This window comes from Flavobacterium sp. (genome assembly GCF_004295795.1).
Taxonomy (GTDB): domain Bacteria; phylum Bacteroidota; class Bacteroidia; order Flavobacteriales; family Flavobacteriaceae; genus Flavobacterium.
In genome coordinates this window covers 22,330-42,656 of record NZ_SEBR01000004.1, presented here as the reverse complement: position 1 = coordinate 42,656, position 20,327 = coordinate 22,330, and the positions used below count along the sequence as shown (strand labels likewise).

Below are 20,327 nucleotides of genomic sequence, written 5' to 3'. Positions count from 1 at the left end.
GTCAAACCGATATTTACGCTGTTTTTTTGAAAATATCGCATCGAAACGCCCTAAAACCCAAATCCATAATAGCAACCCCAAAGAAAGCATCGTAGCGCTTTCAAAATCTTGACCTACTACACTATGAAGAAATTATTGGCCTTGACCTTGGCACTGGCTTCCTACTGTGGATTCGCCCAGACTACAACGGTCACTTACGCGCCCACCACGGCGAGCTTTTCCAATCCGGAAAGAGGTTTTTACAGACACACCGAAACACACTCGGATTCCTACAGCAGTCTCAATCAGACGACGCTGACCAACTACCGCGTCAACGGAAATTACTCGTTGATTCTTCGCGTTTGCTATCTCGAGAATTTTGTCAACGGGGCGATTTCCTCGACTTATATGAACAACATGCAGGCCGATTTCACGAAAATCCGCAACGCCGGACTCAAGTGCATCCTGCGTTTTGCTTATTCGGACGACAACGACAACGGCGCGGCACAAGATGCTTCGAAAGCGCAAATTCTGTCGCACATCAGTCAGTTGCAGTCGATGTTGCAGACCAATTCGGACGTAATCGCTGTCGTCCAGGCCGGATTCATCGGCGCTTGGGGCGAATGGTATTACACCGATCACTTCGGAATGGAACCGACCGCGGCAGATTATGCCAACAGGAAAGCCGTAGTCGATGCGATCCTGGCGGCGCTTCCGACCTCGAGAATGGTACAATTGCGCACGCCTTCGCTGAAACGGAATACTTACAATGCCATGACGGCTTTGACTGCGGCGCAAGCTTACAGCACTACACTTCCGGTTGCCCGACTCGGCCATCACAACGATTGTTTCCTTGCAAGTTCTGACGATTACGGAACGTATGAAAACGTCGCTGTCGAATATCCTTATTTGGAGCAGGAGACGAAATTCACGCCTATGGGCGGAGAAACCTGTAAAGTGAACGCGCCTCGTTCAGAGTGCGCGAAAGCCTTGGAAGAAATGGCGAGATTTCACTGGTCGTACCTCAATGTGGATTATCATCCGGATGTGATCGACGGATTCGAGGCCAATTCGTGCCTTGACGATATGGAAAGAAGATTGGGTTACAGATTCGAGTTGCAGACCGGAACTTATCCGAACACGGCGACTGTCGGTGGCGCTTTGGCCTTTACTTTTCAGGTCAAGAACACAGGATTTGCCGCGCCGTACAATCCGAGAACGGCTTATATCGTGCTCAGAAACACGACCAATCAGGCCGTTTACAGCTTTCCTTTGACGACAAATGTCAGATTATGGCAGGCAAATGCTACGCAAACCGTTTCAGAAACTGTCGTACTTCCGGCGAACATCCCGACAGGAAATTACCAGATGTTCCTCAATCTTCCTGACAACGCGGCGGCTTTGGCTACGCGTTCAGAATATTCGATCCGTTTGGGAAATAACAATACCTGGGAAAATGCGACGGGTTACAACAACCTGAACCACACGATAAATATTGGCGGCGCGCTTGGCATCGGAGACAATCCTATCGCTTCGGAACTGCGCATTTATCCGGTTCCTACACACGGTGAACTCACTGTCGAATACGATGGTATCGATGCGTTCAAGGCCACGGTTTTCAACTCGCTCGGACAAGTCGTCGGAGTATCTTCCACTATCAGCGGAAACAAGATGTTGCTGAATACATCGGGCTTGACCAATGGAATTTATTTCGTCCAACTCGAAAACGGCGCAACCAAGACAGTGAAGAAATTTATCGTGAGCAACTAAACAATAAAATTATTGATTGATTTTATGACCGGCGGAAATCCTCCTTTTGCCGGTCATTTTTTTTGCCGTTTTTTGAGATTGTGCTTGATTCCGAGAAGGAAAGCATTCGAGTAGAACTTGTCTTGCGTGTACATTTCCATTGTAGCCGAAATGGCCGTGTAATCGAAAATCTGCCAGTTGACTTCGCCCGTGTAGCGCATGAAATTTCCGCTGAAATCGTCCTGGAAATAAGCCGCTTCGAGCCTTGCGGTGAAATTGCTGTCGAGCAGTCCGTATCTCCAACCGAGTCCGCCGCCGTAGTAAAGACGTTCGTCGAGTAACCAATATGGATAACCTACGTCAGTGTTGGCGTTGATCGTCGAACCGATGGAACCTTGTGAAAACGAAACTTCGGCGAATGGCAAAAAGCGCATTTTTACGTCCGATCCGTCGTCCCAGATCGTCTTGCTCGTCAAAATGATTTCATAGGATGCTCCTATTTTCACGGGCGTTTTCGACTTGCTGGCCGTGTAGTAATTTCCTTCGGCAGTGAAGTTTTGGTTGATGTTCCTGAAAAAGAAAAATTCTCCGTAAGCCACGGCCTGCGTGCGATAGATTTCTTTTCTATAAGCCGGTCCGGTTTCTGCAGGGAACAATCTGGCTTCGGCCGAAAGGAAGTTCTTGCCATAATTCTTGCTTGCGCCAAGACCTGCGTGAAAGTAGAAATTCCCGTAATCGGTATACTCCACTCGCCCACTTCCCCAATATTGCAGTTTTTCACCGTCTACCGGATTGTTGAACTGGTATTGCAAACCGTAAGCATTGGCCGTTATATTGTCGCCCGGATCGAACAGAGCGATGTCGATGTCGTACATCCTGCCATAAGTCGCGCTGAAACTATGCAGGTTTTTCTTCTTGTCGAAGTGGCCGTAAGTGAGCGTATTCTTGAAAAATTGCGGCAAATCCTTATTGGTTTCCATCGCGCTTTTCAGGGCAATGAAATCGCCGTATTGCTTGCGGATGTCTTTGGTAAGCGCCGCCAGAACGTCTGGATAAAACAACTCCGGATGTTTCATCACCAGCAATTGCTGCAACTCTTCTTCGACATACACGACGTCTTTGTTCAGGATTGCGCGAATTTCGTCTTTCTCGGGACTGTCCGGAAGCGATTTGGCGAGAATCCAAGCCTCGAGAAAACGTCCTTGTTCGTGATAAATGCCCGCCATCAAAGCTTTCGTCTTGTAATCGTCAGGATTGATCGCGATGTATTTCTTGTATTCTTCCTCGAGCGGTTTGTAGGCCTGCAGGTCGATCAGCCACGACATTTTTGATCCGAAGTCGATGTCGTCACTGAATTTCGACCACGCGTAAGCTTTCTCGAATTCGTTCCTGTCGGCGTAGAGCCAGGCCGCGTCACTTGCGATCGGGCCATACTTTTCCTCGGGTTTTATCTTGTCGAGTTCGGCTTTTGCCGCATCGGGTTCATACGTCATCAAATGTTCGAGATATTGCAGATAGGTGTCGAAATTCGTATCGACCTTGAGCAAAGTCTGAAGCGCTTTCTTGATTTTCTCCTGATTTTCCGGCGTGTGGAAATCGGCTACGTAACTGTTGAGCAAATGCACATCATTGGGCGTCACCATGAGTTGCGCGCTGAGCCATTTCTCGCGGATGAGATCGTTCGGATACCCGATTACGCGATCGAGTTCCTTCGAATACATGACGTTGTTGGCCGTTGGATATTTCACGACATATTCCTCGAGCATTTTCCAGGGATCGAGCGGACGGTCTTTGTCCCAAGCCACGAATTTGGCATATTTGTTCCATTGTACCGAATCGATCGTCGGCTTTGCCATAAGCTGTTGGCCGAGTTTGATCATTTCCTTTTCGAGCAAGGCATCGGCATCTTCTTCCACAACCGCGTCGACTTCTCCCGAAATGTACTTTTTCTGTTTTATCAGATAAGCCTTGTATTGTTGACCGACCGATTTTACGATCCTTTCGGCTTCTTTCTTTTGAGCTGGCGTTTTCAGGTTCACGTCTGTCAGGGTCAATTCCGGCTTGTGCGTGTAAACCGAATACAGATAACCTTCCATGAACGGCGTTTTCGAGAACAAAGCCTCTTCACGCGTCAGTGAAGCGTCGACTTTTTTGGCATTCTGGAAACTCGCATACATAAACCAATATTGCGTATTGGCAATCGATTTTGAAGGATCGGATTCGCGAACCGTGTACAAACCGTCGCCGCTTTGATGAACGAACTGCGAAGCGCGCCAATCGTTGACGATCTTTCCTCCTTCTCCGGCATTCACGTAGCGCAATTGCGGATAAGTCTTGGCCATCTCGTCGAGAATCGCCGTGAATTCGCCCATCATCCCAATAGATTTGTTCTTGGTTTTTCTCCAACCGAGCTCGCGCGAATTGCGAAGGTCGAAATCGCCCGAACTCGTGTTGAACGGGCTCGGGATTTGGTAAACGTCGTCCGGATGCACGAAATGCGTCCAGATTCCGGTGTAGATGTACATCGACTCGAGCGAGAATTTCTTGTCGGTTTCCATGTAGAATCCGTCGGAAATCCTCGGATAATCGAAGAAATCCTTGTTGTAAGGATCGAAGTCGAATTCGCGTCCGCCGCCTTCCGCAGGATCGCCAAGGTAGAGACTGCAGATGTATTTGATCGACGGCATTCCTTTCCGAAGGTAATCGACGCCCGCCGGATCGATGATGTTCGAAGGCGGAACGTAAGTCACCGGCAAAGGTCCGTAATTGGTCACGCCCCATTTTTTCTGAACCGATTTCAAAGCCATTCCGATGAATTCGGGCTTTTTCCAGTGGCCTTTCTTGAATTCGACGTGGTTGTAGCCGTGCAGGCAAAGTTCGTGCCCGTGTTTTTTGGAATCGAAAACGAGCCAGTCCGACAGAATTTCTGTCTTCTTCCCGACCTTGACTTTATGAGAATCCCATTGGTCGAACAAAAACGGCGGTTCCACATTGTTCTTGTAGTCAAAAGCGATCATCGCCGAATAGGAAATCTTGTATTTTTCGGCGATCTGTTTCATATCAGGCCACCACGCATCTCTTACGAACTCGGCGATCGTCAGGTTCATTTCAGACTTGATCGGCTCCGATTTTATGTCGTAAACCGGTGATGGGAAATCGTCAAGAAAAATCGTGCTCGTATTCGCAATCGGATAAGGAACGGCTTCGATGCCTTTCAAAAGCCCCGAAAACAGTAGTCCGCGATGGATTTTTTCGTATTCCGTGGTCGTGTTGAAGAAAACGACTTTCCCTTTGCCTATCTGATTTTCGACGACAAGCGGATACTCGCGATTGTTTACCGAAGTTGCCAGGATTTTCACATCTTTCCTGAAATTGCCTCTGGCGTAACCGTAATGTTTCGAATTTTCAGAGTATGTCTTGCCTTTGAGGTTCGGAAGCACGGCCGTTGAAAAATAAAAGCCTTCGGAATTGATGTCGGTCTCGAAATCGCAATCAGGGCGCAAGCCTACGAAATACGACATCCTTCTGTCGTCGCTGGCCAGCGGAAGCAGCAAAGTTCCGCCTTGGGCGACAAATTCCACAAGTCTGTTCAAAGCGGCCTGATTCAATTTCTTGATATCGTGGATGCAAAGCGAACGAACCGACGCCGGGATCTGCGCCTTGGCGTTGAACGACTCGATATCGATCGACCGGAAAGGCAATTTCGTATAGTCGCAAACCTTTCTGATGTTCCGATCGTTGGCCACACTGAGTTTGCTGCTGTTGTCGCGGATGTAGAAAATCAATGGCGTCTGGCTTTCTCCCGGCAGATTGTAACGGCGCAATTCGGTCGCGCTGTTCTTGGCCTCGTCTTCGAAAAAGCTGAAATCGTCCGCGTCGAAGTTGTCGAGCGAACCGCATCCGAAGGCCAACGCCAACGCCAGAAAAGCGAAGTAGCGCCAAAGCAGGAGACTTTTTGTTTGTTTGTTGTTTTCCATGGTTAGAATATCAGGTCTGAGATGCGGCTGGATTCGGGTTCATTCACGATCTCGTACACTTTTACGTGTTTGTTGTCGTAAAACAATTGCACTTTTCTTCCTCTTTTCTTGAGCAATGCCAAATGATCCAGCACGATCGGTTTGAGTTCACCGTCTTCCACATAAGTTTCGGACGTCACATCATCGTCGAACACGAATACGAGCACACTTTTCGGGATCACGTCTTCGGGATGTTCTTTTATGAACTTCGGATTTTTTATGTTCTTGAAGTAAATCGAGTCCTGACGCGGGTAATCGTAGATGAAATCGGAATAATTCATAAAGAAATGCTTGTCCTGACTCAGGATTTGCGTCATGTTGTTGTTCACGATCGCGTACGTATAAGGAAAATAATCGCGTGTGATGTTGTCGTAAGCCTCGAGGACTTCGCGTTGTGTCGGATCGGATTCCGTCAGTTTGCCCAGATTTTGTTGCTGCTTTTGGATGGAAATCACCACGAAGACCGCGATCAGTGATCCAACGAGTATCGGATTCCACTTCTGTAAACGTCCAAAAACCTTGATGAAATTGAAAATTCGTACAACCGATGCGATCGCGATTCCGGCCACGATCGGCATGAAAACGGCGAGTCCTTGCGTGAGCAGATCGTCGTCGATCCAGGCGTTGTTCATACTTTTGATGAAAAGCAACAGGTTGAAATACACCAAAAATGCGAACGAGGCGCGCCAGTCTTCTTTGGCGACAAAAGTGTAGATTACGATCAAAACTGCCGCTACGGCCGAGATTATCCGATAATAACCAAGCAAAACATCGAGATCGACAACCAACTGCGGAATGTAAGTGTAAGAGCTCACCGCAAGGAAATTCGAGTGCATGAACATCTCGAGATCGGAGTTGAAATATTTCGCGATAATGGCGTAAAGTCCCATGATCAAAGTGACGCCACACAGGTACGAAAGCAATCCGACCCATTTGAAATTGCCCGATTTCTTCTTGGCGAAGCACAATCCGGTGAGCATGAACGGCGGAAAAAGGATGCAAAGCGTAAAAATATCGATAAGTCCTATCGCGAAAAAAGCCACGATGAAAGCGAAGAAAAACTGCCACTTGGTCATCTTGAGCAATCCCGGACGCAAATAGTAGACCATTACGGGCAATCCAAAAGTGAGCGCGAGGAAAATCGGACGGTTTTGGAGCACGAAATAGATGTTGAGAGGCGAAAGTGTGTATACCAATCCAAAGCTCAAAGCCGCGATCGTCGGGGCGATGTGCTTGGAACGCGTGACTTTGCTCACGACCCAAAAAATCAAGACCGACAAAAGCACCGACTCAAGAATCCCGATCGACTGCAAAGCGATTTCGGGCGTAACAGTTGCGATTTTTCCGTAAAGGTTCACGTACGCCAAGTCACCCACGACCGTAGATTGTCCTTCGAACCATTTCTGGGCGTCGAAGCCTACGATGGTTTCGAGATCGGCGATCCAGACAGGCGAAAGTGAATACGAGTCGTAATTGAAAAAATAGGCGCGACTCACGAAAGTCAACACCGAAATCAGGATCACAAGCGCCAAAATGTACCAACCGCGAGGCTTTCCCGGTTTCGAACGACGCGGAAAAACGAGCCAGCCTTTGGTCGGATAGTTGTTTTCCATACGCCTTAAGATCAATTGCACATTGGCTTTGACCGTGTTTTCGTAGTAAGCTTTCGGATTCCGGAGATTCCTGAATCCGACGTAATCGATGGCGATTATTCCCAAAAGGATGATCACGCAATTCACCAGATTGTAGATGCCGCATTGCACAGACACGAAAATGAGCGTGCCCATGATGCTTCCGTAGCGAAACCATTGCCAGACCAAAAATTCAAGGAAATTGTTCTTTGGCGATGTATTCACAAGCTTTCTGTTCAGGTAATAGATGAACAGCAGCATGAAACACAGCCGGATGAATCCCCACAAAATGGAACTGGTGATTGGCATTTTCTATTGGAAGGTTGGTATGGTTTGCAATTCGATTTCCCCGATGAAATAGTCGAAGCCAAGCGGTTTGATGCGCTGCACCACTTGCTTGTACAGTTTTTGGCTGTCGGCATATTCGATCAGGATGATCGGCATGTTGTATTTCTTGTTGATTTCGGTAAGCTTCTGAGCCTGAGCCTTGAAGTCGCCTTCGGGGCGCAATTTATAGGATTTGTCCTCAAAGGTGTAGTTTGTCGCTACAGATTCGACAACGACAGCGTCCACATAAGCCGCCGTGTCCGGAATCAACTCGATTCCCGCGTTTTGGATCCAGGTTTTATGGGGATACTTTTCTGACAAACTCTTGAGGAAATTCACGAGATCCTTTTTTTGGTTGGGCTGCGCGCCCCAAGTCGTGTAATTGTCGACATTGTCCAAAAAGAAGCCGTCGTAGCCTTTCTCGAGGGTTTTGTCGATTATCCGCAACAGCGTGCTTACGGTTTTTTCCGATTTGAGGTCGAGATAATAACTGTCCCAGATCTCATTCTTTCCGGCCGTGTGGTCTTTGAGTTCGTTGAAATGCGGTGCATTCGAGTTCACCTCCCCGATGCTGATGTAAGCCAGGACTTTCTCGTTCTGCGACTTGATCTTGCGCAATTCGTATATATTGTAGTGTGCCGATTCCAGAATCACGTAGTCGTATCCTTTCACCAACTCCGGATCCATTTTTCCATAGCAAACCAGCACGCTGCTGCCCTTGCCTACTCCGGCCATAATGTGCGCCGACAAAACCGACGGCAACACGAAAAGAATCATCTTAATAAGCCGCATAGTAATAATAGTCAAGGTTTTTATAGAATTTGGATACGGCTCTCGAGGTCGTCGCCATGAAGACGATTCCGGCGACAAGCAGTCCGAGGACGCTGTATTCGTAAGATAGGAAACGGCTCGCGCTGAATCCGACCAGAAAATTGATCACGCAGCAAAGTACGATCGACCGCAGCGGCCCTTCGGGTTGACCCAATGTAAAAAGGTAGAGTGAATTCAGCATTCCCCAGCCCAAAAACAGGTAACCCAATCCGCCGAGGAAACAAACCATGATGCTAACCGAACTCAAACTTTCGTGGAATTGTCCGCTGTAACCCCATTTTGCGAACATCATGAAGTAAACCAGCACAAAAACAAAAACGCCGGTGGCAATCAACATCGCAACGTGTTGCCAATACATTTTATAAAGATCTTTCCCGAATTGGGAAACGTTCGTGGCCGAAACCGTTTTTTGCCCGATGTCCATGAACTTCGAAAACGACGCGATCGCAAATTCGAGAACGCCTGCAAGCAACAGGAAAACGAGAATGGCGAAATCCATCCCGAGTTCGTAGTTTTTCTCGAAATAGATGATGAACGGAAGCGGTCCGTCGTGATTGTTCGACCAAGCCAAAAGCCTGTCGATGAAAATAAAGACGTAAATGGAAAGTCCGTAAAGGAAATACTTGTAGTTGTGATAAATGAAAAGTGCCGGTTTCACCTCAAGGTTCGATGTCGCTTTTTTCTTGCTTAGCAAATTCCTGAAGTAGATCTTGAGGAAAATCCAGGCCGTCAGGACAGCTGTCGCAATTCCTATCCAATGCGTGAAATATACCAGCATCGGCGTCAAGGTCTTGAGCAAAATCGCCACGACCGTTCCAAAAGTGATCGCGACCGTAATTACCCAGCGTTGGTCGAGCGTGTGCAAAGGCGCCAACAACAGAACCAAAAGTCCAATCAGAAGCGCGTAGGTGAAAACCACGAAAAGGAAAGCGTAAGGGTAAATGTGGAAAAACAGGTTGCACACGAAAATGGCGCCGAGCACGGCAAAAATGGAGATCGCTCCCACTTTGAGCAAATAATCGACCGTGCGTTTGGTCATCACATAATCGGCGTGGTTCCAATAGAACGAGGCTTGTCGGCCGATGACCTGGACGAATCCGCCCGTGGAAACCAATCCGACGACGACGCCCAAAACGACTGCCGTAGATTGTACGTTGTTGAATCCGACAAAAGTCCAAAGCGAATAACCAAAATAGATAATGGCCAGAATCTGGAGCAAAACCGGAAACAAGTGAAAAATACCTTGTGAGTAATAGCGCGCGAAAATTTTGGCTTTAACGGCCGTGTAATCTGACGTCGTGATCGTCTCGGGTGCGTTGGCGATCGCCTCGCGTTCCTTGACATTCTTGGCGCCTTTGTGCTCTTCTGAAGTCGTGAGCTCGTAATAAACAAGATTCGCCAGTTCGTAGATCGACGGCATTCCGTAATCGGTTCGCGTATCGATGTCCCGGATTCCGAGCGATTCGATGGCGGCCACGACAACTCGCGAGCTGACAGGTCTGCCAACTTTTTCCCTGATATCGAAAATCAGGGTCTTTATGTTTTCATTTTGAGCTTCCATGCGATTTGGGGAAATATGGAATCAGAGAATGATCCGATAAAATCATTTAAGACGCTTCCTGTCTTTCCAGGCCGATAAATATTGGTTCGACGACTTGTTTGTTGGTTCTCTTGTTGAGCAGTCTGTCGTAAACTTGCTCGTATTCGCAGATAAATTTTCCGATGGTGAAATTGTCGGCCACTTTCTTTCTGGCGTTCACTCCCATCTTTTCGCGCAAGGCTTTATCGCGCAGCAAAGTTATGACACTGTTTCCAATTTCGTTGAAATCTTTTGGCTTGCATATGAATCCGCACGAGGAATCGAGCGCTTCGGTCACGCCGCCCACGTCTGTGGCCACAACCGGAATTCCGCAGCTCATCGATTCGAGAACCGTGTAAGGGAAACCTTCGGAAATCGAGGTCAGGATCGAAATATCGCCCTCGGCAAACAATTCGTGCGGTTTCGAATGGTATCCGGCGAGAATGAAATTGTCTTCCAAGCCCAACGCTGCAATAAGATCGCGGCATTCTTTGGTGTATTCCGGAACGGCGTTATTGTCGCCATAAACCAGATATCTCACGTTCGGAATTGCTTTCTGCACGACACCACAAGACTTGATCATCGTAATGATGTCCTTCAATTCGAAGATGCGCGCGGCGGCGACGACCGTTGGAATTCCTTCCAGGTGCGCCGGTTTGGCTTTCGGAACGAAAAGGTTGTGATCGATTCCATTGTAGATCACGTCGATTTTCTTCGGATCGGCTCCGTAAAGTTTCTCCCAAGTCATGTTGAACTTGTTTACCGAAAGGATTCTGTCGGCCTTGTAGTAAACCAGGCTCGTGATCGCTTCGGAAAACTTGATGAGCATTTTCTTGAGGAAAAACGAATATTCCGAGGTGTTGATCGCAATGAGGCGTTCGCGGATAAAAACGCCGTGCTCGGTCACGATCATTGGCGTTCCGTATTTGTATTTGAGGACCAAAGCCGGAATTACCGGGAAACCCGAAAGTGTCAGGTGAGACAGATCGGCTTTTGGAACTTCTATGCTTAGCGGAATAAGGAAACGATAAATCCAACGCATGGCGACGGTGAGGTCGTACAATGTCGCTTCCTCGTCATTATCGGAGATGATGATGTCCTGCATCAGGTATCGGAAACAATCCCAAACCTGTTTGCTGCGCATCGTCGTCTTGTAATCGTTTTGCTGGAAATAACGCCACATGTCGAACATGACGTCATCCATATCTTCTGTATCCTGAACTTCAGAATAGATGATCGTGATCAGTTTTTCGAATATCGGAAGGAAAACATTCTTGATATTTTCGTTACTCGTATTCTCTTTGCGCTCGACGAATTTGTGGAATTTCTTACCGTAATTTATCATTTCCTGAGGTTCGAGAGGCGACCAAAGCGGCACCTGAACGACGTCTTTCACGTTGTCGCTGAGTTCGTACCGAGGTTTCGTCTCGAAATCTGCATTGATGCTGTAAAGCGAGTAATTGGCGTTGCTCACTTCGCTGCAAAGCATGTGTGCCCAAGTTGATACGCCGCCACCGTTGTAAGGATAAGTTCCTTCGAGAATCAATAATACGTTGTACTTTTCAGTCATAACATTCGGTCATTAGTGTTCACTGTCGCCAAAGGCAAAAACGATTTTTGCTCCGGCAATTCCCAGGTAAATCAATCTTTAGGTGGTGGCATGGGAAACGCTGTGGACTACGAATCTGCGGTTTCCCCGTTGTTGTTGAAGCAAAAGTAGCGCAACGTCCCGGGGAGAAAAAAAAGTTCAGTTGAACAATCCATAAAGTCGATGAACTGCACATTTCGCGAAGAAACCCGCCATTTCTCGACCTTTTTTACCGATTATCGGACAAAGTGCGCTGATTGCTAAGATTTAAGAAACGAAATCGATGTAGTGAATGCTTGCTTCCGAAGCGGATCGAAAATCAATCCATCATCGATTCACGGAATTTTTTACCGATGAGCAACACAAGCTTGGTCTTGTAATCTTCCACGAGCCATTCGCGGTAATTCTTGCTCGTGTGGCTCAGACACGCCGCGTAGCGTTTCATTCGCGAACGGATGTCTTCGTCGAGTTCCTTTCCGAGTTGTTTGGCCTGCGTAAGGGTTTCGCTGTTCTCGACGCACATCGTCGCGTGCTGTTCGAGCGATTTTTCCATAACTACTTTCGACCGTTGGTTGGCCGCCATCGCAATCCTGTGTTCCTCGTCCACGTCGAAGTCGACATTGGTCGTCTTTGCAAATTTGGCTCGTAGTTCGGCGGGCATCTGATAGCGGAAATACAGCTCGATCTCGGCATCTTCGCGAAGGTTTTCGAGATACCATTCTGGCGAGCGGAAAATGAGCTGCCAATCGATAGGTTCGTCCCAAAGTCCGAATCTGGCGGCGTTATTTCCAAGGTCGATCACGGTAAATTCCGATTTCCCGGGCAGTCGTCTCGAGCCGCGTCCGATCATCTGGAAATAAAGCGTCAACGATTTGGTGGCGCGGTTCAGGATGATGCTGTCGACCGTCGGTTCATCGAAACCTGTGGTAAGGATTCCTACCGAAGTCAAAATCGCGTCGGGTGTTTTTCGGAACCAACTCAAGATGTCGCGTCTTTCCTCGGCTCCGGTGGTGTTGTCCAAGTGTTTTATCGGGAAACCGGCTTCCTTGAAAGTGTCGAAAACGTAAAGCGAAGTATTGATTCCGTTGTTGAAAATCAGCGTCTTCTTCCCCAGCGATTTTTCGGTGTAGGCGTGCAGCAATTTTTCCTGCATCAACATCGTCGAATAAAGTTCTTCGGATGATTTTACCGTATAGTCGCCGTTGATCCCAACCTTGAGCGAAGTCAGCCCGACGTCGTAAGTGTAAGTCGTTGCCCTTGCCAAATAACCGTTGTCTATAAGCGAACGGATCGTGTCGCCCATGATCAGTTCGTTGTAATTCTGGTACATCGGAAGGCGGATATTCGAGCTCAAAGGCGTGGCGGTCACACCCAGGATAAACGAATTCGGAAAGAAAGCCAAAAGTTTGCGGAACGAGTTGTAGTGCGCCTCATCGATAATGACCAAACCGATATTGTCGAGGTGCAATTTACTGTCGTTGATGCGATTTTTGAGGGTTTCGACCATCGCCACGAAACATGAGAATTCGTTTTGATCGGGCAAATCCTTGACGTTGCTGTTGATGATCTTGTTCTTGACACCAAAGCCGGAAAGCATTTTGTGCGTCTGTCGGCAAAGCTCGATTCGGTGCGTCAGGACGACGACTTTCTTTTGGTGGAGTTCGAGATAACGCCTCACGATTTCCGAAAAAATCACGGTTTTCCCGCCGCCCGTGGGCAATTGGTAAAGCAGATGGTAATTTTTGGCCGCGTTGTCGAAGCGCTCGAAAATGGCGTCGATATCGTCTTTCTGGTAGCCGTAAAGTTCTTTCCTCTGACCTACTTCGGCCTCAATTTCCCCTGAATTCATGTCTGCTTGGTCCAATTTTGCAAAAGTAAGCCTAAAAAGAAGTTTTCCTACGACGCGAAAGTTAAATTTAACGGCGGCCGGATATCGGAAGTAAAATTACACGCAAAAAAAAACGACATACACTTGTCGTTCAATGAGTTGGTCTAAATTGTTTTGATGGACGCCAATTGATTCCAAAAGGTGTAAATGCGAAATTGTTAGGATCGCGAATGAAAATTTGCACGATAATTCATTTCCAATAAACAGCGAAATCAACTCGCGAGCAGTATTCGTGCATTCGTGGTTAAAATTTGCTACCAAAAATAGAACGCAGCAAAGATAAGTTTGTTTTTTTGGCCAGGAATGCACGAATTTTAGTTATCTGTGCTAAAACATTTGCTGATAATTCGATCGGGAAAAGCATACATAAAACCAGTTTATAGAACATTTTGCGAATATTTTGGACGTTTTTCGGTTTTGTATCCGTATTTTTGAGAATCCCGAACTATCCAAAAAAACTGACTATCGTCCATGAAATGCTTTGGCAACTCAAACCTCGTGTCGCAAAATTCCCATGTATTTACATGGCCGAATGACGCTGTGACAAAATTGGTGTTTTTGTTTTCCGATGCAAATCCTATCAGCGACAAAAACCAGCAATATTCCCGCATCCATTCTATCGAAACCTCACATCCGAAAGACATCCGATGCAGCTTCCCTATTGTATTTCCCCAAATAAAAACAACGACAAATTTCCCCAATTGCAATGTTTACCTACGACAATTTAAGTATCAGTGAAGCCACGTTAATCCAGAAAGAACTACAGGCAAAAATCGACCTTACGCCATTCGACAAAGAAATAAAACTCGTCGCCGGAGCCGATATTTCGTTCAATAAATTCAGCACGACGGTCTACGCCGGAATCGTGGTCATGGAATATCCCAGCATGAAAATCAAGCAGATGGCACTTGCCAAAGGAGAAGCGAATTTCCCGTATGTCTCGGGTTATCTTGCATTTCGGGAAATGCCGGCACTGCAAAAAGCGTGGAGAATGCTTACTTTAACTCCTGACATTCTGATACTTGACGGGCAAGGAATTACGCACCCGAGAAGAATGGGAATCGCAACGCATTTCGGGATTGTCGAAAACCAGCCGACGATCGGTTGCGCCAAGAGTATGTTGTCAGGAAAATTCGACGATCTGGAGCTCGGGAAATTCAGTTCGGCACCAATTGTAATCAAAGACCAGCTTTGCGGACACGCGCTGAGGACAAAAAATGCGGTCAAGCCGATCTACATTTCTCCGGGGCACAAAGTTTCGGTTGACCAAAGCCTTGAAATCGTCTCGAGATGTGTCGGAAAGTACAGGATTCCGGAACCGACGCGAATCGCACATGAAATGGTAAATCTATTCCGGACAGGAGAATTGGCGCAAGGACTTCACGCCGATTGCTGAATGGGCGCGCATTCCACATGAAACCGGCTTTTGTGGCGCGCAGATTCGACCGAGATGGCGACGGCAATGATATTGCTGTATGGGCTTAGCGTATCGCTTGCTACCGAAATCACGTTTCTCGGCTTCTGCAATTCGTCCACCACGAGTCTTACCGTTTTGGCCGGATCGCGCCTGATGATTTCTTTTCCCGGAATGCAAACGCGCACGATTGCCGAATCCTTTATTTTCGACATGACTTCCTTTCGTGGCGAAAACACCGGATCGTACCCTTTGTAAAGAATTTCGGGATCGCCCAATTTCAAGATCTGACTGACTACCGAAATCAGCGAATCCTTGTCACACAAGGCGTCATTGAAGCAAAGCAGATTTGAGATATGTGGTATCCGAAACAGGAACGTGGAAATCTTAGCACTCGATGGAACTGACATATCGATTCACTTATTAGGGGCTGAAAAATAAGTTTGGGAACAGAACTAAGTTCGCATTTTGCGATTTTTGTCACTTACACGATTTCCGAGATTTCTTTCAAAATTCTCATATCTTTTCCAAACGCTCCAACTGCTCGTCGAAGAAATGAGAGTTGATCCATTTTTGGGATTTCGCACTCGACGCCACGTTCGATATCCGGATTCGAAAATCTGCGGCAAGACCGTTCGCAATCACATAATCGACAACTTCTTCGAACGAATTGCCCATACTTTTATAGAACGATTCGTATCTGATTTCTCTTTTGGCCGTGAATCGCTGCGCGGTTTCCAGATTGTAAAGCATCACATCGGTCAACGCGATCGGATCGACTCCGAGCGATAGAAAGTGTTTGATGAATTTTTGGGCCGTACTGCGTCTCAACTTCGGACGCTTCGATTTCAGCGGGAAATACTCGTTCGATATCTTGGCCTTCGCTTCACCTATGCGTTTTTCCTCGTTCGGATTGAATACGAAGTCATAGTAGGTTTTTACTGCCGCAAATTTATCGTACAGTTCCAGCAATTGTTCGGCAACCTGTTCTTTGTCGAGTTGGGCCAAATATTTCTTAAGGTCTCTTTTGCTCATTTTTTGTTGGCTGCCTGCTCTTTTAAATCTTACTTTTGCAGCACGAAACGAAAGTACCACATTATGCTCAAAATTTTCAAGATTGTCGCGCTGTTGGAAGGAATTTCCCTGCTGAGTTTGTTTCTTATCGCAATGCCGATGAAATATATCCTCAAGAATGAAGCGATCATGTTTCCCGTCGGGATGGCGCACGGAGTGCTTTTCATTGTTTATATCATCATGGCGTTCGTTTTGAAATCGGAAGAAAATTGGAGTTGGAAAAAATTGCTTGTGATTTGTGCGGCATCGGTAATTCCGGCCGGAACTTTTTACGTCGAGAGAAAATACCTGCGTCAGGATTCACGCGTTTGAAGGGAATGTTAAAAACATTTCAAGAAATTGTGTAAATCGCGTTAAATTGATTTTAAAACCTCAAGATTCACAGGCTTTTCTGAGCCAAAACGTAGGTTTTTTAAATTGTAATACTTTATATTTGCATTGGTCGCGAGCAAAAATCCCGACCGTCCAGCTTAATAACGCCAAAACTTTATGAGAAAAAGTCTACTATTGATTTCCTTAGGCTTCATGGCCATTTCCCAGATCAATGCCCAGACGAAGGAAAATCCCGAAGAAAAAGAGGTTTCCGTCGATGACATGTACAACAAATGGACAATCGAGGCCGGAGCCGGAATGGCACGCGGAATGCGTCCTTACACCGAAGGTTACTTTTCTAGCAATCCAAACAAAGTCCTCGGGTCTTTCAACTTCAACTCTTACAATCTTGGTGTCCGTTATATGATAAGTCCGACTTTCGGATTCAAGTTCGACGGAAATTTCGACAAATTCAAAAACCATAAAGACACTGACAGCAAGCCTTTCGAGGTCAATCAATTGCGCTTCCAGTTGCAAGGTGTCGTAAATGCTTCACGCGTCCTCGATCTTGAGGAAGTGATAAACCGCTTCGGACTTTTGGCACACGGTGGTATTTCTTACGCAAGGGTTACGCCTCAACTTGATACGGGTATCGATCCTATCGGTGGCGCTTCTGGGGAAGGATTTACTGAAAACAACATCGGTGTAGTATTCGGAATCACGCCACAATTCCGCGTTCTCGACAGACTTTCGCTTTATCTCGACATCAGCTACGTATACAATTTCCGTCAGCATTTCGCTTGGGATGGACATTATTCTACCGCAGACAACAACCTTCAAGGCCAGATGCTTTCAGGCGTTTTGGGTCTGTCCTACTCTTTCGGACCGAATCCGCTTCACGGCGATTGGGGCGTGATCGAGGACAAACAGTCTGACGAAATCGCAGAACTCGACAAACGCATCGGAGAACTCGAAACGATGATGAATGACGCCGATAAAGACGGTGTTCCGGATTACCTCGACGTAGAGAACAACTCTATTCCGGGTGTTGCCGTAGACACGAAAGGCCGCATGGTCGACCTGAACCAAAACGGTGTTCCTGACGAACTCGAGAAATTCATCAACAACTCCGTAAAAGAAGGCGCTCAACAAGCAGTGACCGATGCAACCCAGAACGGAGAAGTCGTCAAACAACTTATCAACGACGGATACATCGCCGTATTCTTCGACTTCGGAAGCGTTAAACCAACTCCGGCTTCGACCCAAAATGTGGCTTTCATCCTCAACTATTTGAGAAACAACCCATCCGCTACGGCCGATATTACAGGTTACGCAGACGAGATCGGAAATACAGACTTCAACAAGTCGCTTTCGGGCAAACGCGCCTCTTACATCAGAGACGTGCTCATCAAATCAGGAATCGACGGTTCACGCCTGAACATCGTTCCTGCCGGAGAAGACGACTCTGTTGATAAAAACTCTGACATGGCACGCCGATTGGTGAGAAAAGCGATTTTCCACATCAAGTAATCGGTTGACAACTTACTTCCAAACCGCTGTTCACGCAGCGGTTTTTTTTATACATTCTAGAAAAAGAACACATGGAAACCAGGGATGAAATTATCGAGAATTTGAGAGGTGAAGCCATTGGAAACGTGAGCGAGAATTCTTCGCCCGACGAACAGTTCCAAAACAAAGTGCTGCGTCCGATACTGAAATTGCAGAACGACCTTTTTCTGGACGTGTTCCGCAATTACATTTCGAAATACAAGAACGACTTCTACTCCTATTCGGTTGAAAAGAAACTGCAATACATAGAGAATTCCATCCAAAAGGATATCAAGTTCCGGAATTCGTTAAAAGGGATGGTGATAGGCTTGTTCACCGTACCCGAATACGACCAATACATCACGAATTCCTCCCAACTCAACAAGCGGATGATGAACATGTTGATCGAGCGCCTTAAAAGTCAGGTCATGTTGTTCGAGTTGCAACAAAACTGATCATCTCCAGATTTTTCGAAGTCTATACGTGTTGTCGTTGTAAAGATGATAGGCTGCCGAGGCGTGTCCCAAAGCGTCATTGGCCAAGCCCGGATCCAAAGGCATAGGCACGAACGTAGTATCGTTCGATAGCTTGAACTGCAAAGGTTTCTTGAACGGCTGCATGACCACGACTTCATTTCCGACGCGAAACGCATTGATATTGTGGAATTGCATGATTGCGCGACCTGCCACCGAAGGCGAAAGGCGGAACAAATTGCGTCCAGGCATAGGCGTTTCAAGCTCGAGTCCAAGTTTCGAGATCACCGACGGGAGAATGTCGATCTGGCTGCAAAGCGCGTCGTAGGTCTTTCCCTTGTCGACATTCGGCCCGATCACCAAAGCCGGAATGTGGAATTTGTGGATCGGAACCAAGTGTTTTCCGTAAGTTCTGGTGTTGTGGTCGGCAATCACGAGAAAAATCGTGTTTTTGTAATAAGCCTCTTTTTTGGCCAGTTCGAAGAATTTCCCAACGGCAAAGTCGGCGTATTTCATGGCGTTGTTCACCGTATTTTTTTTCTTGTCGTAAAGTGCGATGCGTCCGTCCGGAAACTCGAAAGGTTCGTGGTTCGACGACGAAAACACCAAAGACACGAATGGTTTCTGCTGCGTTCTGAAATACTCGTTCGCCTTTTTCATCACATCTTCATCGCTCCAACCCCAAGTGCCGTGAAAGGCGCTTTTCTTTGGGTCGAAGTCGTCTTCGTCGATAATGCGTTTGAAGCCGTTTCCGTTGAAAAACGAGGCCATGTTGTCGAAATTCGCCATTCCGCCATAGACAAAACTCGTGTCGTAACCTTTCTGTTCGAGCAAGGCCGCGATGGTGAAAAACCCTGATTGCGAATCGCTCAATTTCACGACGCTTTCTGACGGAGACGGCAAAAATCCGGTAACGACGGCTTCGATGCCTCTAACGCTTCTGGTTCCCGTGGCGTACAAATCTGTGAAAAGCGTTCCTTCTTTGGCGAGTTTGTCGATGTTCGGCGTAAGTGGTTTTCCGCCAAGACATCCTACGTATTCCGCCCCGAGGCTTTCCTGCAAGATGATGACGAGATTGTAGGGTTTGGCCAAAACGGAATCAGGTTTGGTCACGTGCAACAGCGGAATCGAATCTGAAGTGAATCCGTCAGCAGCGACATCCATATATTTTTTGACGCGGGCGTAAGCTTCCTGCTCGTTCATCTTGCCATACATTTTGTCGACGTTGGTCTCGTTTTTCATCGCGTAAGCCGCAAAAGCCACGGTATAAAGCGAATTGAGTCCGAGGCAATTCGTGAGTTGGTCGACAGAAAACACCGAGTTGCTGATGTTGATTGGGCGTTTCGAAGTCAAACTTCCGCGAGAAGCGAAAACCAACAGGAAAATCACGATCGGAAACAAAATCAACTTGGTCTTGAAAGGCGTGTCTCCCATTTTAAAAATGCGTCCGGCATTGCGCGTCATTCCCCAAACGAAACCAGTCATTATAACGATCGCGGCCAAAAGCATGATCCAATAACTTTTGATCAACGTTCCAAAAACTTCCTTCGGATAAACCAGATATTCGAGAAAAATCCCGTTCGGACGCGTGTCGTACTGACGGATGAAATCTGGAGTCGAAAGTTCCATCAGTAAAAAAAGCGACAGGAAGAAAATATAATAACCCGAAATGAACCTGCGGACCTTGCGAAATTTTGAGACCGGAAGAAACGTGAGAAGCAAAACGGGAAGGAAACTCAGATAGCCGATAAGGATCAGGTCGGAACGCAAACCAATCGGGAAAATCTGCCAATAGTCGTCGGTTTCGGTCACGCGATCGCTAAAGAGCGCGAACAAGGCAATGCGGCTGACAGTCGTAATGATAAGCGCCAAACACGCGAAAATCAGTGCTGGCCTCAAAAATGAAAATCTCTTCATG

At 47.1% G+C, this 20,327-nt stretch carries 14 protein-coding genes; 5 read left to right on the top strand and 9 right to left on the bottom strand.

Features of this window, described 5'->3' with window-relative positions; genetic code table 11:
- Positions 1-108: 108 nt before the first annotated feature.
- Complete coding sequence (locus EOO49_RS03595) at positions 109-1,749, top strand: DUF4832 domain-containing protein (protein ID WP_290842823.1); 1,641 nt, start codon at positions 109-111, stop codon at positions 1,747-1,749.
- Between the two features lie 53 nt (positions 1,750-1,802).
- Here EOO49_RS03595 and EOO49_RS03590 read toward each other — a convergent pair whose 3' ends face one another.
- The 6 genes from EOO49_RS03590 to EOO49_RS03565 form a co-directional block, all read right to left on the bottom strand.
- A complete protein-coding gene (locus EOO49_RS03590) occupies positions 1,803-5,705 on the bottom strand; it encodes a DUF2194 domain-containing protein (protein WP_290842822.1) in 3,903 nt (1,300 codons plus the stop codon).
- Between the two features lie 2 nt (positions 5,706-5,707).
- On the bottom strand, positions 5,708-7,684 hold the full coding sequence (locus EOO49_RS03585) for a hypothetical protein (protein ID WP_290842820.1): 1,977 nt from the start codon (positions 7,682-7,684) through the stop codon (positions 5,708-5,710).
- A 3-nt stretch (positions 7,685-7,687) separates the two neighbouring features.
- Entirely contained in the window at positions 7,688-8,509 is an 822-nt protein-coding gene (locus EOO49_RS03580) for an endo alpha-1,4 polygalactosaminidase (RefSeq protein ID WP_290842818.1), read from the bottom strand.
- The gene (locus EOO49_RS03575) at positions 8,481-10,094 is read right to left on the bottom strand and encodes a hypothetical protein (protein ID WP_290842816.1); all 1,614 of its coding nucleotides are present in this window, start codon (positions 10,092-10,094) and stop codon (positions 8,481-8,483) included. Before EOO49_RS03575 ends, EOO49_RS03580 begins: the two co-directional genes overlap by 29 nt.
- A gap of 46 nt (positions 10,095-10,140) precedes the next feature.
- Positions 10,141-11,682 (bottom strand): GT4 family glycosyltransferase PelF, encoded by a 1,542-nt coding sequence (gene pelF / locus EOO49_RS03570; RefSeq protein ID WP_290842814.1) that lies wholly within the window; start codon positions 11,680-11,682, stop codon positions 10,141-10,143.
- 337 nt (positions 11,683-12,019) lie between these two features.
- Positions 12,020-13,549 (bottom strand): DEAD/DEAH box helicase, encoded by a 1,530-nt coding sequence (locus EOO49_RS03565; RefSeq protein ID WP_290842812.1) that lies wholly within the window; start codon positions 13,547-13,549, stop codon positions 12,020-12,022.
- Between the two features lie 745 nt (positions 13,550-14,294).
- Here EOO49_RS03565 and nfi point away from each other — a divergent pair.
- On the top strand, positions 14,295-14,984 hold the full coding sequence (gene nfi / locus EOO49_RS03560; RefSeq protein ID WP_290842810.1) for a deoxyribonuclease V: 690 nt from the start codon (positions 14,295-14,297) through the stop codon (positions 14,982-14,984).
- Here the strand turns inward: nfi and EOO49_RS03555 are convergent.
- Both EOO49_RS03555 and EOO49_RS03550 read right to left on the bottom strand, forming a co-directional pair.
- Complete coding sequence (locus EOO49_RS03555) at positions 14,969-15,412, bottom strand: hypothetical protein (RefSeq protein WP_290842808.1); 444 nt, start codon at positions 15,410-15,412, stop codon at positions 14,969-14,971. The genes nfi and EOO49_RS03555 overlap by 16 nt on opposite strands.
- Positions 15,413-15,518: 106 nt before the next feature.
- On the bottom strand, positions 15,519-16,037 hold the full coding sequence (locus EOO49_RS03550) for a DUF6155 family protein (protein ID WP_290842806.1): 519 nt from the start codon (positions 16,035-16,037) through the stop codon (positions 15,519-15,521).
- Positions 16,038-16,100: 63 nt separating this feature from the next.
- Between EOO49_RS03550 and EOO49_RS03545 the strand changes: the two genes are divergently transcribed.
- The 3 genes from EOO49_RS03545 (at position 16,101) to EOO49_RS03535 (ending at position 18,391) form a co-directional block, all read left to right on the top strand.
- On the top strand, positions 16,101-16,388 hold the full coding sequence (locus EOO49_RS03545; protein WP_290842804.1) for a DUF3817 domain-containing protein: 288 nt from the start codon (positions 16,101-16,103) through the stop codon (positions 16,386-16,388).
- 177 nt (positions 16,389-16,565) lie between these two features.
- Positions 16,566-17,918 (top strand): OmpA family protein, encoded by a 1,353-nt coding sequence (locus tag EOO49_RS03540; protein ID WP_290842803.1) that lies wholly within the window; start codon positions 16,566-16,568, stop codon positions 17,916-17,918.
- Between the two features lie 71 nt (positions 17,919-17,989).
- Positions 17,990-18,391 carry a glyoxalase gene (locus EOO49_RS03535; RefSeq protein WP_290842801.1) on the top strand — a complete coding sequence of 134 codons (402 nt, stop codon included), beginning with the start codon at positions 17,990-17,992 and terminating at the stop codon, positions 18,389-18,391.
- Here the strand turns inward: EOO49_RS03535 and EOO49_RS03530 are convergent, their stop codons facing one another.
- Positions 18,392-20,326, bottom strand: a complete 1,935-nt coding sequence (locus tag EOO49_RS03530; protein WP_290842800.1) for an LTA synthase family protein — start codon at positions 20,324-20,326, stop codon at positions 18,392-18,394.
- Between the last annotated feature and the right edge of the window lies 1 nt (position 20,327).

Bases quoted from the DNA above. Each gene is read 5' to 3' on its own strand.
- EOO49_RS03535 (WP_290842801.1), top strand. From the start codon at position 17,990: ATGGAAACCAGGGATGAAATTATCGAGAATTTGAGAGGTGAAGCCATT.
- EOO49_RS03565 (WP_290842812.1), bottom strand. From the start codon at position 13,549: ATGAATTCAGGGGAAATTGAGGCCGAAGTAGGTCAGAGGAAAGAACTT.
- EOO49_RS03585 (WP_290842820.1), bottom strand. From the start codon at position 7,684: ATGCCAATCACCAGTTCCATTTTGTGGGGATTCATCCGGCTGTGTTTC.
- EOO49_RS03540 (WP_290842803.1), top strand. From the start codon at position 16,566: ATGAGAAAAAGTCTACTATTGATTTCCTTAGGCTTCATGGCCATTTCC.
- EOO49_RS03555 (WP_290842808.1), bottom strand. From the start codon at position 15,412: ATGTCAGTTCCATCGAGTGCTAAGATTTCCACGTTCCTGTTTCGGATA.
- nfi (WP_290842810.1), top strand. From the start codon at position 14,295: ATGTTTACCTACGACAATTTAAGTATCAGTGAAGCCACGTTAATCCAG.
- EOO49_RS03545 (WP_290842804.1), top strand. From the start codon at position 16,101: ATGCTCAAAATTTTCAAGATTGTCGCGCTGTTGGAAGGAATTTCCCTG.
- EOO49_RS03530 (WP_290842800.1), bottom strand. From the start codon at position 20,326: ATGAAGAGATTTTCATTTTTGAGGCCAGCACTGATTTTCGCGTGTTTG.
- EOO49_RS03550 (WP_290842806.1), bottom strand. From the start codon at position 16,037: ATGAGCAAAAGAGACCTTAAGAAATATTTGGCCCAACTCGACAAAGAA.
- pelF (WP_290842814.1), bottom strand. From the start codon at position 11,682: ATGACTGAAAAGTACAACGTATTATTGATTCTCGAAGGAACTTATCCT.
- EOO49_RS03575 (WP_290842816.1), bottom strand. From the start codon at position 10,094: ATGGAAGCTCAAAATGAAAACATAAAGACCCTGATTTTCGATATCAGG.
- EOO49_RS03590 (WP_290842822.1), bottom strand. From the start codon at position 5,705: ATGGAAAACAACAAACAAACAAAAAGTCTCCTGCTTTGGCGCTACTTC.